We start from the raw sequence: 15,715 nt of genomic DNA, 5'->3' as shown, positions 1-15,715 counted from the left end.
GCCGAGCACCGGCTGGGAGTCGCAAGATGACAAGCGTAACCCTCTCCAAGATCAACAAGACCTTCGGCAGCACGCACATCATCAAGGATCTGGACCTGAAGATCGGCAGCGGAGAATTCGTGGTCTTCGTCGGGCCGTCAGGCTGTGGCAAGTCGACCTTGCTGCGCCTGATCGCCGGGCTGGAATCGATCACCGAGGGTGAGATGCATATCGCCGGCGATCTGGTCAATGACCTCCCCCCGCGTGAGCGCGGCGTGGGCATGGTCTTCCAGTCCTATGCGCTCTACCCGCACATGACGGTGTACGAGAACATGGCCTTCGGCCTCAAGCTTGCCAAGGCCGACAAGGACAACGTCGAACAGCGCGTGATGGAAACGGCGCGCATCCTCCAGCTTGAGGAGTTGCTGAATCGCAAGCCCAAGGAGCTTTCCGGTGGCCAGCGCCAGCGCGTCGCCATGGGGCGCGCCATGGCGCGTGAGCCCAAGATCCTGTTGTTCGACGAGCCGCTCTCCAATCTGGATGCCTCGCTGCGCGTCCAGATGCGCAACGAGATCGCCCGCCTGCACCATCGCCTGGGCTCCACCATGGTCTACGTCACCCACGACCAGGTCGAAGCCATGACGCTGGCCGACAAGATCGTGGTACTGCGTGATGGGCGTATCGAGCAGGTCGGCAGCCCCCAGACGCTCTATCAGGCGCCGGCGACCCGCTTCGTGGCCGGCTTCATCGGCTCCCCGACCATGAACTTCCTGCCGGCAGAGCTACTGCGAAGCGAGGGCAATGGCTGTCGCATCACGACGCCCGGGATCGGCGAACTGGATCTGCCTCGCGATGCCGGCGACGAACGCACCGGCAGCCGCCTGACGCTGGGGATTCGCCCCGAACACCTCTGCCTGGAAGAGGCCCGTGGCGACAACGCCTTCGAGATCGTCAACGTCGAGTACCTGGGCAACGAAGTCTATGTCTATCTGGATCCGAAAGACGGCGACAGCCTGCTGATCCACCGCAGTGAAGCCCCAAGTCAGTGGAAGATCGGCCAACGCGTCGCGCTGGTGCCGGACCTGGAGCACGTGCATCTCTTCGACAGCCAGGATCGTGCGCTGAGCCTGACCCAGCAAAGCCAGGCAGCCTGACGTTCAGGGCCTGTTCTGCAGGGCTTTTCCTCGAGGACCTGGCAGCCAGGACTGAGTATCCAGCGCCTACTCACGGCGCCTCAGGCCAACCGCTTCATTCTCCGCAAGGACCGCACGGGCGGGAGCCATGGCTCCCGCCCTGGAGACTCGCATGTCCACGATTCAAGACACCCAGGTGTCGGCCCACGATTGGTGGCGCGGCGCCGTCATCTATCAGATCTACCCGCGCAGCTTTCAGGACAGCAATGGCGATGGCATCGGTGATCTGCCGGGCATCCTCGAGCGCCTGGATTACATCGCCTCGCTGAATGTCGATGCGATCTGGTTATCTCCCTTCTTTACCTCCCCCATGAAGGACTTCGGCTATGACATCAGCGACTATCGCGATGTCGACCCGATGTTCGGCACCCTGGAGGACTTCGACCGTCTGGTCGAGGCAGCGCATGCGCGCGGCCTGAAAGTCATCATCGATCAGGTGCTATCACACACCTCCGACGCCCACCCCTGGTTCGAGGAAAGCCGCCAGAGCCGCGATAATCCGCGCGCCGACTGGTATGTCTGGGCAGACCCCAGACCCGATGGCGCACCGCCCACCAACTGGCAATCGATCTTCGGGGGCTCCGCGTGGCAATGGGACACTCGCCGCTGCCAGTACTACCTGCACAACTTCCTGATCGAGCAGCCGGACCTCAACTTCCATCACCCCGAGGTCGTGACGGCCATTCTTGAAGAAGTGCGATTCTGGCTGGAGCGGGGGGTGGATGGTTTCCGCCTGGATGCCATCAACTTCTGTACACATGGTGAGCTAAAGGATAACCCACCGCGGCGTGAGATCGCCGAGGGCTTCATTGGCGTGCGCCCGGACAACCCCTACGGCTATCAACAACATCTTCACGACAAGACCCAACCCGAGAACCTCGCGGTTCTCGAGCGGCTGAGGAGTCTGCTCGATGAATACCCCGGCACCACCAGCGTTGGCGAGGTCGGCGACGATGACTCCTTGCGCGTGATGGCCGAGTACACCCGGGGCGACCAGCGGCTGCACATGGCCTATTCCTTCGATCTGCTGACCGAGAACGCCTCACCTGACCACCTCCTGGCGACCCTGCAGACGATGGAAGCGCAGATCGGGGACGGCTGGCCGTGCTGGGCGCTGGGAAACCACGATGTCACACGCCTGGCAACGCGCTGGGACGCCGAAGCCTCGCCGGCGCGCCTGCGCCTCTATCTCGCCTTCCTGCTGACCCAACGCGGCAGCGTCTGCCTGTATCAGGGCGAAGAACTGGGGCTGAGTGAAGCCCAGCTACGCCATGACCAGCTGGTGGACCCCGCCGGCATCACCTTCTGGCCACGCTACAAGGGGCGCGACGGCTGCCGGACGCCCATGCCGTGGCAGGCCGGTGAGTCACATGCGGGCTTCTCTCGCGTGTCTCCCTGGTTGCCGGTTCCCGACTTCCACCATGCCTTGGCCGTCGACCATCAGGAACACGACCCGGCATCGCTGTTGAATGCCAGCCGGGAGCTGCTCGCCTTCCGCCGCCGTCACCCCGCTCTCAGCCGAGGGGAGATCCACTTCCACTCGCTGCATGAGGAAGTCATCTGCTTCACGCGTCACTCAGGCGGCGAGTCGTTGCTGATCGCGCTCAACTTCTCTGCTCAGGCCCTGACTCTGAAGACCGCCTGGCGAGCGGAAGCCCTCGAGGATGCCCCCGGCATGATCAATGGTCACTGGCAGGCAGGTCGCCTGACGCTGCCGCCCCACGGCGTTGCCATCGCGCGCTGTGTAGGCGAGGCGCACTGAATCTCCCGCTTGCCGATCACGCGACTCACAAGGAGGTCATGATGACCCTGTCTCAACTCGACCCTCACGCACGCCTCGACTGGTGGCGTGGTGCCACGATCTATCAGATCTACCCCCGCAGTTTCATGGATGCCAACGGCGACGGCATCGGCGACCTGGCCGGCATCATCGAGCGCCTGCCCCATGTGGCCAGTCTCGGCGTGGATGCCATCTGGCTATCCCCTTTCTTCACCTCGCCGATGAAGGATTTCGGCTATGACGTCGCGGACTATCGGGATGTCGACCCGATGTTCGGCCACCTGGAGGATTTCAAGCACCTGGTCTCGCAAGCCCACCAGCTGGGGTTGCGCGTGATCATCGACCAGGTGCTGTCTCACAGCTCCGATCAACATGTCTGGTTCCAGCAAAGCCGTCAGGACCGCCACAACGCCAAGGCCGACTGGTATGTCTGGGCCGACCCGCTCCCAGATGGCAACCCGCCCAACAACTGGATGGCGGCCTTCAGTGGCCGCGCCTGGACCTTCGATGCCAAGCGCCGCCAGTACTATCTGCACAACTTCCTGGCCAGTCAGCCGGATCTGAATTTCCATCATCCCGAGGTGCGCCAGGCGCAGCTGGACAACCTGCGCTTCTGGCTGGATCTGGGGGTGGACGGCTTCCGCTTCGACGTCGTCAATTACTACTTCCATGACCGCGCCTTGACCGACAACCCGGCGATGCCACGCGAAGGCGTCAACCCGGGCAACCCGCAGAGCTATCAGCGGATGCAGCACAATATCGAGCAACCGGAGAATCTGGCGTATCTGGAGCGCATCCGCGACCTGCTCGATGAGTACCCGGGCACCACCAGTGTCGGCGAGATCGCCGGCAATGACCCTCTCCCGACCATGGCGGCCTATACCGCCGGCCAACGCCGCCTGCACATGGCCTACACCTTTGACCTGCTCAACAGTGATGGCGATGCCCGCGCGCTTTACGACGTGCTGACGCGCTTTGCCGAGCAAGGCGAAGACACCTGGCCTTGCTGGGCCCTGTCCAATCATGACGTGGAACGCAGTGCGACCAGCTGGGGAGAATCGCGCGCCCTGCTCGCCCTGACGGTGTTGTGTTCGCTGCGTGGCAGCCTGTGCCTCTATCAGGGAGAAGAACTGGGGCTTCCCGAAGCGGAGCTGGCCTTCGAGGACCTGCAGGACCCTTTCGGCATCAACCTGTGGCCCGAGATCAAGGGCCGCGATGGCTGTCGCACGCCGATGGTCTGGGATGACAGCCTGAACGGTGGATTCAGCCGCTGCGCGACGAAGTCCGGCGTTGAGGCCACGCCCTGGTTACCGGTCTCCCCACGCCAGTTGCCATTGTCGGTGGCGCAGCAGGAAAACCGTGATGACAGCTTCCTGTCGCGAGCGCGTCGCCTGCTGCGCTATCGCGGCACCAGTCAAGTGCTGCGCGAGGGTGATCAGACCCTGATTGCCCCCGAGCGGCTCCCGGACGACGTCTTCGCCAGCGTGCGCCAGCATGGAGCGCAACGCCTGCTGTGTCTGGCACACCTCGGGACAGGCGATACGCCGAGCGTTATCGACCCGAGTCAACTGGCGCCAGACATCACCACCTGGACCACCCTCGAGATCGCCGGTGTCACGGCGACACACGCCTCTCACTACCCCCTGTCGCTGATGCCAGGCAGCGCCATGTGGCTCGCCCTCAACTGACGCCCGGCAGATTCGATGCTTCACGGGATGCTCGGTGGATGACGGTCATTCCGGACGCCGCAACAACAATCACAATGATGGAGTCGCACGCCATGCCTTCTGTTATCAGCACCCCACGCCAACGGATGCTCACGACCCTCAAGGGTAGCGCCGGTGCCCTGCTGTTGAGCGGGGCCTCATTGACGGCACCCCTCGCACTGGCCACCGAGGTCACGATTGCCTGTGGCCCCGGTGGAGATTCCGACATGTGCCCGGAGCTCGCCCAGCAATGGGCCGAGCAGTCCGGCAATCGTGTCAATGTGATCTCCACTCCCAACGACACCACCGAGAAGCTCTCGCTGTATCAGCAGCTGCTGAGCAGCGGTTCCAGTGACATCGACGTGCTGATCGTCGACATGGCGTGGCCAGGGCTGCTCGACGATCACCTGGTCGACCTTTCCCGTTACCTGCCCGACGATGCCACCGAGGGCTTCTTCCCCGCGCTGGTCGACAACGGCACCGTAGCGGGACGTCTGGTGGCCATGCCCTGGTACACCGACGCAGGCGTGCTCTATTACCGCAAGGACCTGCTGGAAAAATACGACCAGCAGGTGCCGGAGACCTGGCAGCAACTCACCGAGACGGCGCGCACGATCCAGGCGGCGGAACGTGACGCCGGCAATGCCGATTTCTGGGGATACAGCTTCCAGGGGCGCGCCTACGAGGGGCTGACCTGCAACGCACTGGAGTGGGTCGCAAGCCAGGGCGGCGGCACCTTGGTGGATGATGCCGGTGAGGTCACCATCGACAACTCGCGCGCCGCCGAGGCACTCGATCTTGCCGCCTCCTGGATCGGCAGCATCGCTCCGGAAGGCGCGCTGAATCATACCGAGGAGGAGTCACGTGGGCTGTTCCAGTCGGGCAATGCGCTGTTCCTGCGCAACTGGCCCTATGTCTGGAAGCTCAGCCAGGCCGAGGGCAGCCCGGTGGCAGGCAAGGTCGGCATGGCGCCCCTCCCGCATGGCCCGCAGGGCGAGTCACGCGCAACCCTGGGCGGTTGGAATCTTGCGGTATCACGCTACTCGGAGCACCCACAGGCCGCAGCGGAGCTGGTCGCCTACATCACCGCCGCTCCGCAGCAGAAGGCCCACGCCATGAAGATGGGGCGCAACCCCACCATCGAACACCTCTATCAGGATGACGAGGTGCTGGCGAGCAACCCCTCGATGGGCGAGCTCTATGAAGCGCTCAGAACCGGCGTCGCGCGCCCGGCCTCGGTGACGGGCGATGCCTACGCTCGCGTCTCCAATGCCTTCTTCAACCGCACCCATCAGGTGCTGTCGGGCGAGGAGACCGGTGCTCAGGCGGTGGAAGCGCTCGGGAGAGAACTCACCCGCATCGGACGCCGCGGCTGGTAACGCCATCGACCTGGCCCCGCCAAGCCTTGCGCCTGCAGGCTGATGACACTCGGAAGGTCTCGCTCAGAAAGCCGGGGCCTTCCCGGCGCTCTTGCATGCCCGTGCCCCGTACCGCCTTAACAACAAGGATCGTGTAATGACATCTACCCAACTCCATCGCCATACCGCACACGACTGGTGGCGTGGGGCAACGCTTTACCAGATCTATCCGCGCAGCTTCATGGACGCCAATGGCGATGGTGTCGGCGATATCGCCGGTATCATCCAACGCCTGGATTACCTCGCGACCCTGGAGGTGGACGCCATCTGGATCTCCCCCATCTTCACCTCGCCCATGCAGGACTTCGGATATGACGTCAGCGACTACCGCGACATCGATCCCTTGTTTGGAACGCTGGAAGACTTCTCGCGGCTCGTCGCCCGCGCACATGAGCTCGGGCTGGGCGTCATCATTGATCAGGTGCTGTCACACAGTTCCGATCAGCATGCGTGGTTCCGGGAAAGTCGCCAATCCCGGGACAATGCCAAGGCTGACTGGTATGTCTGGGCAGACCCGCGTCCGGATGGCGGCGCGCCCAACAACTGGTTAGCCGCCTTCGGTGGCCCGGCCTGGACCTTCGATTCACGGCGCTGCCAGTATTATCTGCACAACTTCCTCACCAGCCAGCCGGACCTCAACTTCCATCATCCCGAGGTGCGTCAGGCACAGCTCGACAATCTGCGCTTCTGGCTGGAACTAGGCGTCGACGGGTTCCGCTTCGACACCGCCAACTTCTACTTCCATGACCAGGCGCTGACGGACAATCCGCCGTCCTCGGACGACTACCGTAGCCGTGGCCACCCCCGCAGCTATCAACTGCTGAAACACAATGCGGATCAGCCAGAGAATCTCGACTATCTGGAAGAGATTCGTGCCCTGCTGGAGGAATACCCGGGCGCCACCAGCGTCGGCGAGGTCGGGGGCAGCGACCCGCTTCCCGCCATGGCAGCCTACACCGCTGGCCAGCACCGCCTGCATATGGCCTACACCTTCGACCTGCTCAACAGCACGGGCGATGCCGTGGCCCTGCACGCCGTTCTCGCACGCTTTGCCGAGCATGGCGAAGACGCCTGGCCGTGCTGGGCATTGTCCAACCATGATGTACCGCGCAGCGCCAGTCGCTGGGGAAGCGCTCGCGCCTTGCTGGCACTGACGGTTCTCTGCTCATTACGTGGCAGCCTCTGCCTCTATCAGGGCGAAGAGCTTGGATTCGAGGAAGCAAAGCTGAGCTACGCCGAGCTGCAGGACCCCTTCGGAATCGCACTATGGCCCGAGGTCAAGGGACGCGATGGGTGCCGCACGCCCATGGTGTGGAGGCCCCAACGCAATGGTGGTTTCTGCGCCGACTCCCTGTCGCCCTGGCTTCCCGTCCATGCCCCTCATCAGTCACACGCGGTCTCGCTCCAACAAGAGGCGCCCGAGAGCCTGCTGAATCGCGTTCGCCAGCTGCTGAAACTGCGTCGCGAGAATGCGATGCTGAAGACGGGGCAACAGACACTCATCTCCCCGTCCGTGCTGCCGAAGGATGTCTTTGGTGTGATACGTCACACCCCTCACCAGCAGATGGTGTGCCTGGCCAATCTGAAATACGAGACAGGTCACTACCCGGAACACGACAACGCCCCCGTCATGCTCGACCTGCCTACCCTGATGGGCTCGCAAATGCCTCATGGCTACCATCATGACCCGATAGAGGTCGTCTCGTTGCCCGGCATGGCAACGCCCTCGCTTGAAGCAGGCCAATTGAGTCTGGCGCCGGGGATGGCAGCCTGGCTGATCGTGCCAGCTGATACCTCGCAAGCGCAGAACCGCTAGCAAGCGTTGCCCGGCTGGACACCTTGTGCGCAGTTGGCCGTTCGGTCGGCCAACTCCGTCACTTTCTGGGCATTTCTGGTACGCGGCGATATGCTATCTCTGCACTTAATCGTTCAAGCTTTTCATCTTCAGGAACCCGACGCCTGTGTCATCGCCTCGCCGCATCACTCTCAAGGAGCTAGCCGCACAACTCGGCGTCTCCACCGCCAGCGTCTCCAACGCCTTCAACCGCCCAGACCAGCTCTCGCCAGCATTGCGCGAGCGGGTGCTCGAGGAAGCCAAACGCCTTGGCTACCGTGGCCCGGACGCCAAGGCGCGCAGTCTGCGCACGGGGCGTTCACGGATCATCGCCGTGGTACTCGCGGAGACGCTGACCTACAGCCTCAAGGATGCCGTCGCCAGCGAACTGCTGTCAGGCATCGCGGAAGTGCTGGATGCTCACGGCCATACCCTGCTGCTGCTCTCAGGCCGCCAGAATGCCTCCCAGGTGCCCGGGTCTTCCAGCATTGCCGATGGCTTCATCGTCTACGGGCTTATGGCCAGCATGGCGCTGGTGGAGGAACTCCAGAGCGCGGGTCACAAGCCCATCGTGGCGGTCGACTTCGATCTTGGCGACCACCCCGCCATCCATGTGGATGATGAGCCCGCCTGCTACGCCATCGCGCAACATGCCTTGAAGACGCCTACCCAGCGTATCGGCATCGTCAACCTGCGCCTGACCGACACGCCCTGTAATGGCCCCATCACCGATGCCCACGCGCTACTTCCGGCCGGTCGTACCATTACTCGCTCGCGACTGGCGGGGTTTCATCGCGCCTTGGCTGAGAAAGAGATTCCTTTGCAAGACGTCGCGATGTGGAACATCGAGGAAAACACCTATGAGGTCTGCGCGCCGGTACTGGCAGAGATACTCGACCTGCCGGCCAGCGAGCGGCCAGATCTCCTGCTGTGCATGTCAGACCGTATTGCTCTGACCGCCGTGACCCTGGCCGAACAACGTGGCATCCGAATTCCCGAGGATCTGCGTATCACCGGCTTCGACGGCATCGAGGAAGGACAATATCGGTCACCGCGCCTGACCACCGTCCAGCAGGACAGTACCGAGAAAGGCCGCCTTGCCGCGCGAATGATTCTAGGACTGGAGCCCGCTTCATCACACCGGCAATCGACACAGCTGATCCAGGGCGAGACTTGCCCGTAACATAATTTAATTACTGATTAACAAGGGTTACACTATAAGAACACTAAAAACTCAAGCCATATATTATCGGTATAAAATAAAGCACGATAACAATGCGAGCTTTTGACTTATTATTTATTAAGGGCTGACTGCGCAGATCAGCCCCCAACCACATGCTGAAAAGCTAATAAACTTAAAAGTCAAGTCAGATAAAACACTAACTATCCTCGGTATTTAGCATACATATCCCTAGCTCGTCCGAGATGCTGAAACATCGCTTTATGTGCACCTTCCTCGTCCCTATTCAAAATTGATTCCAGAATACGGGTATGCTCTTCGTGAACGAGATATAAATAACGCTGTGCTGCTTCAATGTCGATATCTGTACTTAAGAGTTTTGAGCGTGGAATGACGCTATCGCTCAGTGGTTCATAAAAGCGTTCAAAGAATGGATTATGAGTCGCTTTGATAATTGCGCGATGAAAGGCAAAATCTTGTGAACCAGAATGAGACTGCGTAGCACGTGGAGTCAAAAAGTCTGCATGTAGTGATTCCAATGAACGCTGATCGTTCTCGTCATAGCGAAGTGCGGCAAGCCTAGCGGCTTCGGGCTCTAATATCAGCCTTAACTCCAACACTTCCAGAATATCTTCGACTGTTGTTGCACTGATTTGTTTCGCAGGGCGCGACTCAGCCAATGTATTGCGCAGAACTGTCGTACCCACGCCACGGCGAGTTTCTACCAACCCCGAAGATTTTAGATGAGTAATGGCTTCTCGAATCACTGTTCGACTGACACCAAATGCATTACACAGTTCACCTTCGGTGGGCAACTTACTTCCTACAGGCACTTCTCCCGAGGTAATACGACGCTCAAGCTGCTCTAGGACCGCTTGTGACAAGCTGCCTTCACGACTGACCCGTTGAACCTCCCAAAATCTCGTCATTTATTCACCTTCCATCCACCTTACTAAAAATACATTGTCTAGCTTGACGCGCTAGGATGACGTTTACGGATTGCACTTATCATACATCATACTGAAAAAAAACCAATAATTGAATAGACCCGCCATGCTGCCCTGCATTGGTCACCATGTGAAGCAAGTCGAGTGTGAAACAGGAAGCCCTCGCTCCTTCCAAAAGGCATTCCTGAATAATGCTAAGCATATAACAAACTCCAACCAACGCTATACTAGCGACCTCAGTTGTAGCAAGAATACTGACGCGCTAAAAAATTAGCTTCGATCTTGTGCACTTTCAAAATAAGATAGCCATATTCAGATCTACGATTATCTAACTTACAAAGCAATAATAATAATAAAAGCCATTATATAATGATGCAAAAAACAACAAGCTTAAAGAGAAGTATTACGCAACATCGTTAATTCCTTATATAAAGCTTCTGGTATATTGATACCGGTTTCTTTACTTCTCATACGAGCCTCATACCGGCGCTGTGATGGTAGACGTGCTCCTTGAGATAGCACTTCCTCGAATAATATTTCAGCGTGTTCCAAATGATAGTGCATCGTATCACCAAGTAGTTTATGAGGATCGATCGCTATAAGTAATTCACCGTGCCATGGTCTTCCTGAGTTCTCTGTAGTGGCCGGTCGAGTCTCATGGCCCAACACATCGCCGATCAAAGGACCGGCGAGCAACTCAATCATCATCGACAGTGCTGACCCCTTGTAAGCGCCAAATGTCAGCATTGCTCCTTTGAGAGCCTCCTCGGGATCAGTAGTGGATAGACCATCTTCACCAACCGCCCAGTTGTCGGGAATCGACTTACCTGCACGACGATGTAGCTCGATCTCTCCTCGTGCCACCATGCTAGTAGCAAAATCAAACGTAAAAGGATCTCTTCCGGGACGTGGCCAGGAGAAGGCTAACGGATTGGTGCCTAACAGAGGCCGACTCCCGCCAGCTGGTGCCACAAATGCATGGCTTGGGGTCATAGCCAGCGCCACTAACCCCTCCTCAGCCAGTGACTCGACCTCTGGCCAGAGAGCAGAAAAATGAAAGGAGTTATTTATCGCTAGCAGAGCAATACCATTCGTCCCAGCTTTATCGATCAGTAATGGACGTGCTTGCTCAAAAGCCAATAATGAACAGCCATTATTGGCATCAGCTCTAACTACGCTTGGCGCAGTATCCTCTATTCGAGGCACTGCATCGGGACTCACACCACCGCGACGAAGAGCGTCGACGCAACTGATGAGTCGGTATAATCCATGAGAGTGCCCCTCATCTCGCTGAACCGCGACAATATTACGAGTAATAGCAGCTGCATGAGGCTGACTATATCCGTATCTCGTTAAAATCTCATGACTTAGTTGACTAGCTTCTTCCTGAGTCAATGTAACGAACGTAGTCATCGATCCCTCCCCTTTTGCAACGAGTCAATTAGTTCAGAGGCTGTCAATCATCTGGGTGCCCTAAAGAGGTAAACTTGCCACCTTGATATATTACAGCCGAATCATTAGGATCAATGTCTCCTGCAGCTGCCTCAACCTTTGCACGCCATGGCTCGGAATTATCTTTAGGCGCCCAGCCCAGGAACGAGGATTTACTATTATCCCACCAAGATTCGTGATTATTTGAAACACCATATATCACGGTGTATGCAAGCTTGGGCGCTACAAATGCACGCTCGAGCAAGGCAACAAAGTCATCTACGCTCATCCAAGTAGCCATCATGCGAGTATCGGCCGGCTCAGGGAAACAAGACCCAATACGAACACTCAAAGTTTCGATGCCGAACTTATCGTGATAAAGGCTAGCTAGATCCTCTCCAAAACACTTCGACACCCCATAAAGCGAATCGGGACGGTGTACACACTGGGTATCGATACGTGTAGTACGTGGGTGGAAGCCGATGACGTGGTTAGAGCTAGCGAACACGACACGAGCTTGTCTAAAATGTCGAACTGCCTCGTATAGATTATATACACCAATGATATTAGACTGAAGAATATCTTCCCATGGTCTCTCCACAGAGATACCACCCAAATGAATTATTCCATCACACCCCTCTACCAGCGACATTACCGCTTTGGCATCGGAAAGATCACAAGCCACAAGCTCTTCATGATCATCAGCCTCACCCAGATCCGAGATATCTGATAATCGTACACAGTGAGCTAAACGGGAAAGATGAGGACGCAAAGCCTGACCAAGCCCACCAGCAGCTCCGGTTACTAAAAGACGATTAAGCATGATGAATCTCCTTGTTAAAATATCAGCCAACTCACAATTATTACGAGACCGTAATATAAGCGAATTGAAGATACTACTTGTCATGTAAATGCTTAGTTAATGTCAAATCCATAAAGTCTTGCTGGATTATCGACTAGTATTTTTTCGCACTCCGATTGAGTGGCCCATTGGAGTAAAACATCCAATTGCATGGCATCATTCGGATACTGGGAACGTGGCACACCAACGTGTGGCCAGTTGGAGCCCCAAATTACTCGCTCGGGTGCGTGTTCAATCACGCGTCGTGCAACTGCGCCGACATCTGAGTAATCAGGGCCTCCTACTAAACTCGTTTCATAAGGTGCACAAATTTTAAACCATGCATTCCCGCGATCTAACAATCTTAATATTTCATCTACTCGAATATCTTCACTCGGGACCGGATCCATGAACTTACCGAGATGATCAATGATAAAATCAGTCTTCAAGCATTTCAATGAAGTTAAGTGATCATTAAGGTGACGACCATTGAACTGCACCATCATGTGCCAACCCAGCTCTCGTATACGAGGCTCGATTAATGCCATATCAGCACAACTCTGAGCTCCCCCTGGCAGATCCATAATACGTGCGCCTCTCACACCCTCTGAGTGCCATGCCTCCAACTCGGCTTGCGGAGTTTCCGGAGTAACCACGGCGACGCCACGTGCCTTTGTCAGTCCAAGTTCACCAAGCGCGACGAGTAAAGCACTGTTATCACATTGATAGGCATTAGGTTGAACCACGACGACACGCTCCAGCGAAAGCCACTTTTGAATTTGATAGTAATCCTCTACCGTAGCTAACTCAGGAATCGACGGACCACCTGGCTGGGACTCATACCCAGGTAGGTAGACATGCATATGACAGTCGGTAGCCCCTGGCGGTGCTTTTAGGGTTGGCTCTGTACCGATCAAAGGACGAGTATTGTTAGGGAGATTCAATTAAATACCCCTTAAAGCGAAATGGGTTAGAGCATTTCGATCAATTTCAATTCCAAGCCCAGGGCCATTGGGGATCTCGACCCAACCATTGGTGTGCTCTAACGGCCGGCTAACAATCGCCTGACGGAATGGATTATCGGTACGATCAAACTCCAGAATGGGTTCTATGGGTTCACGCCTGGGCGGATTAGGAGGCAAGGCCGCCATTACCTGAAGGCTCGCGGCAATACAGACAGCAGTCCCCCACACATGAGGAACTACACGGACACCATGCAACGCCGCCAAGTCAACCACACGACGCATTTCGGTAAAGCCACCTACTCCGCAAATATCTGGCTGGCAGATATCAACAGCTCGGCTAGCCAGAGGTTCCAGCATTGCGTAACGCCCATGCCAATTTTCGCCGCTCGCTACAGGCAATGGCTGACCCTCACGCACTGCACGGTAAGTAGAGATCTGCTCGGGAAGGACGGGCTCTTCAAACCAATCAACGCCATATATAGACGCCCGCTTACCAACCTCGATAGCCTCCAATAAGTCATATCCGTGATTGGCGTCGATCATCAATCGACATTGGGGGCCGATCGCCTCACGTGCAGCAGCGATAACGCGAATATCCTCATCAACATTGAAACCAATCTTGATCTTGACTCCGTAAAAACCCTCCGCGGCGTAGCCGGCGACCTCAGTAGCTACGCTGCGGATGCGATCCACTCCTTCGCGACGAAATGAGCCTGTCGCATATGCATGAACGCGTTCGCGGAATCGACCTCCCATTAGCTCGGAGATACTAGCGCTATAGTATTTACCTTTGATATCCCACAATGCGATATCGATGCCACTGAGGGCAGTCATGGTCAACCCGCGTTGGCCTTGATCACGTAGACGGTTATAAAGATCAAGCCATAACTTTTCATGCTCTCGTGGGTCCATTCCTATTAAAGATTTAGCATAGATTGCGACAACCGCAGCATTAGCTTGTGCCGGCCCCAGGCACTCGCCCCATCCTACAGTACCATCCTCACACGTGATTTCTATTAGACAATGCTGGCGACGAGTAAAGTGCATGGAAGCACTCTCGAAGGCTTCTTCAAGTGGATAGTCCAATATATGAGCTTCGACCTTAGCTATCTTCATCAGCGCGTACCTCCACTGATAGACGGTATGGTATTAATCATAGTCATCCGAGCCAATTTGGTAATGCCATTGACAATGCCGGTACATAGGTCACCAACATAAGAGCAGCGAATAACGCTAGGTAAAATGGCCAAATGGTACGTACAGTCTGCTCAATCTTGATTTTTCCCACCACACTCCCCACAAATAAGCAGGCCCCAACCGGTGGTGTACATAAACCAAGTCCGAGATTCATCATCATCATGATACCAAACTGGATTGGATCCATACCAAATTGAGCAGCAATTGGAAGAAAGATTGGTGTGCAAATTAGGATCAGTGCTGCCATGTCCATAATCATGCCGAGTGCAAGTAGTATCAGATTTAGCATCAGCAAAATGATGAGCGGATTATCTGAGATACCTACCAATGCTTCAATCAACAATGTTGGAACATCATAGAGAGCCAGCAAATAAGAGAAAGCAGATGCACAACCTACTAAAATCATTACCAATGCTGTAGTACGGACGGACTGATAAACCGCCACTTTAAATGCTGACCAATGTAACTCGCGATAAGCTAGACCAGTCACTATAATCGCATATATAGCTCCAAAAGCACCAGATTCTGTTACGGTTAAGATGCCAGATAGCACACCGCCAACAATGATAACGGCAGTCAACAGACCAGGTAGGGCAGAGAAGAAACTAATGACCAGTGACGACCAACCAGGAAAACGTTCTCCTTGATAGCCACGTTTGACAGCCACAACATAGGCAGCCAAAGCCAGCAGTACACACATCAATATCCCCGGCACAATTCCAGCCATAAACAGCTTGGTGATAGAGAGCCCACCACCTGCGGCTACTGCATAGAGAATCATATTATGGCTTGGAGGAATCACAACACCAGCAACCGAGGATGTAACAGTGACATTCACAGCATAGTCTGCATCGTATCCCTTCTCTTTCATTACTGGGATTAAGATAGAACCAAGAGCTGACGTATCAGCTACCGCTGAACCTGAAATACCACCAAAAAGCATTGATGAAGTCACATTGACCACCCCAAGGCCACCTCGTACGCGACCAACAGCGGCAGAGGCCAGGCGCACCAATCTCTGGGATATCCCACCATGCAACATTAACTCACCGGCGAAGATGAAAAATGGGATGGCCAATAAAGAAAACACCGAGATCCCAGACAGAATACGTTGAAAAGCCACAAACAATGGCAGCCCTTCATATAGAAAACCACCCACCGCCGCCAAACCAACAGCAAAGGCCACTGGTGCCCCCACAGCCAGCCCTAGCACGAAAAGCCCAAACACAATTGCTAATCCCATG

At 56.4% G+C, this 15,715-nt stretch carries 12 protein-coding genes; 6 read left to right on the top strand and 6 right to left on the bottom strand.

Annotation, left to right across the window (positions count from 1 at the left end; all coding sequences use genetic code 11):
- The first annotated feature begins 26 nt into the window (after positions 1 to 26).
- From U0O11_RS06540 to U0O11_RS06515, 6 genes are all read left to right on the top strand, one after another.
- A complete protein-coding gene (locus U0O11_RS06540; protein WP_215824241.1) occupies positions 27 to 1,133 on the top strand; it encodes an ABC transporter ATP-binding protein in 1,107 nt (368 codons plus the stop codon).
- 151 nt (positions 1,134 to 1,284) lie between these two features.
- On the top strand, positions 1,285 to 2,934 hold the full coding sequence (locus U0O11_RS06535; RefSeq protein ID WP_052384621.1) for an alpha-amylase family glycosyl hydrolase: 1,650 nt from the start codon (positions 1,285 to 1,287) through the stop codon (positions 2,932 to 2,934).
- 38 nt (positions 2,935 to 2,972) lie between these two features.
- Entirely contained in the window at positions 2,973 to 4,640 is a 1,668-nt protein-coding gene (locus tag U0O11_RS06530; protein ID WP_209443803.1) for an alpha-amylase family glycosyl hydrolase, read from the top strand.
- 125 nt (positions 4,641 to 4,765) lie between these two features.
- Entirely contained in the window at positions 4,766 to 6,037 is a 1,272-nt protein-coding gene (locus U0O11_RS06525) for an ABC transporter substrate-binding protein (RefSeq protein WP_442872646.1), read from the top strand.
- 136 nt (positions 6,038 to 6,173) lie between these two features.
- Positions 6,174 to 7,892: an alpha-amylase family glycosyl hydrolase gene (locus tag U0O11_RS06520; RefSeq protein ID WP_324692236.1), complete on the top strand. Its 1,719-nt coding sequence runs from the start codon at positions 6,174 to 6,176 to the stop codon at positions 7,890 to 7,892.
- A gap of 145 nt (positions 7,893 to 8,037) precedes the next feature.
- On the top strand, positions 8,038 to 9,093 hold the full coding sequence (locus tag U0O11_RS06515; RefSeq protein WP_324692234.1) for a LacI family DNA-binding transcriptional regulator: 1,056 nt from the start codon (positions 8,038 to 8,040) through the stop codon (positions 9,091 to 9,093).
- A gap of 200 nt (positions 9,094 to 9,293) precedes the next feature.
- Here U0O11_RS06515 and U0O11_RS06510 read toward each other — a convergent pair whose 3' ends face one another.
- The 6 genes from U0O11_RS06510 to U0O11_RS06485 all read right to left on the bottom strand — a co-directional run bounded on the left by U0O11_RS06510 (position 9,294) and on the right by U0O11_RS06485 (position 15,714).
- Positions 9,294 to 10,019 carry a FadR/GntR family transcriptional regulator gene (locus U0O11_RS06510; RefSeq protein WP_084589475.1) on the bottom strand — a complete coding sequence of 242 codons (726 nt, stop codon included), beginning with the start codon at positions 10,017 to 10,019 and terminating at the stop codon, positions 9,294 to 9,296.
- Between the two features lie 408 nt (positions 10,020 to 10,427).
- On the bottom strand, positions 10,428 to 11,450 hold the full coding sequence (locus U0O11_RS06505) for an Ldh family oxidoreductase (protein ID WP_324692232.1): 1,023 nt from the start codon (positions 11,448 to 11,450) through the stop codon (positions 10,428 to 10,430).
- 43 nt (positions 11,451 to 11,493) lie between these two features.
- Positions 11,494 to 12,291, bottom strand: coding sequence for an NAD-dependent epimerase/dehydratase family protein (locus U0O11_RS06500; protein WP_324692230.1), 798 nt, complete (start codon positions 12,289 to 12,291; stop codon positions 11,494 to 11,496).
- A 92-nt stretch (positions 12,292 to 12,383) separates the two neighbouring features.
- The gene (locus tag U0O11_RS06495; protein ID WP_324692228.1) at positions 12,384 to 13,253 is read right to left on the bottom strand and encodes an amidohydrolase family protein; all 870 of its coding nucleotides are present in this window, start codon (positions 13,251 to 13,253) and stop codon (positions 12,384 to 12,386) included.
- Positions 13,254 to 14,390, bottom strand: a complete 1,137-nt coding sequence (locus U0O11_RS06490) for a mandelate racemase/muconate lactonizing enzyme family protein (RefSeq protein ID WP_324692226.1) — start codon at positions 14,388 to 14,390, stop codon at positions 13,254 to 13,256.
- Between the two features lie 43 nt (positions 14,391 to 14,433).
- Positions 14,434 to 15,714: a TRAP transporter large permease gene (locus U0O11_RS06485; RefSeq protein WP_191236837.1), complete on the bottom strand. Its 1,281-nt coding sequence runs from the start codon at positions 15,712 to 15,714 to the stop codon at positions 14,434 to 14,436.
- Position 15,715: the final 1 nt, after the last annotated feature.

The organism is Cobetia sp. D5 (genome assembly GCF_035666195.1).
Taxonomy (GTDB): Bacteria; Pseudomonadota; Gammaproteobacteria; order Pseudomonadales; family Halomonadaceae; genus Cobetia; species Cobetia amphilecti.
Note: the sequence above shows the minus strand (reverse complement) of the source record. Positions and strands in the feature narration are given on the sequence as shown.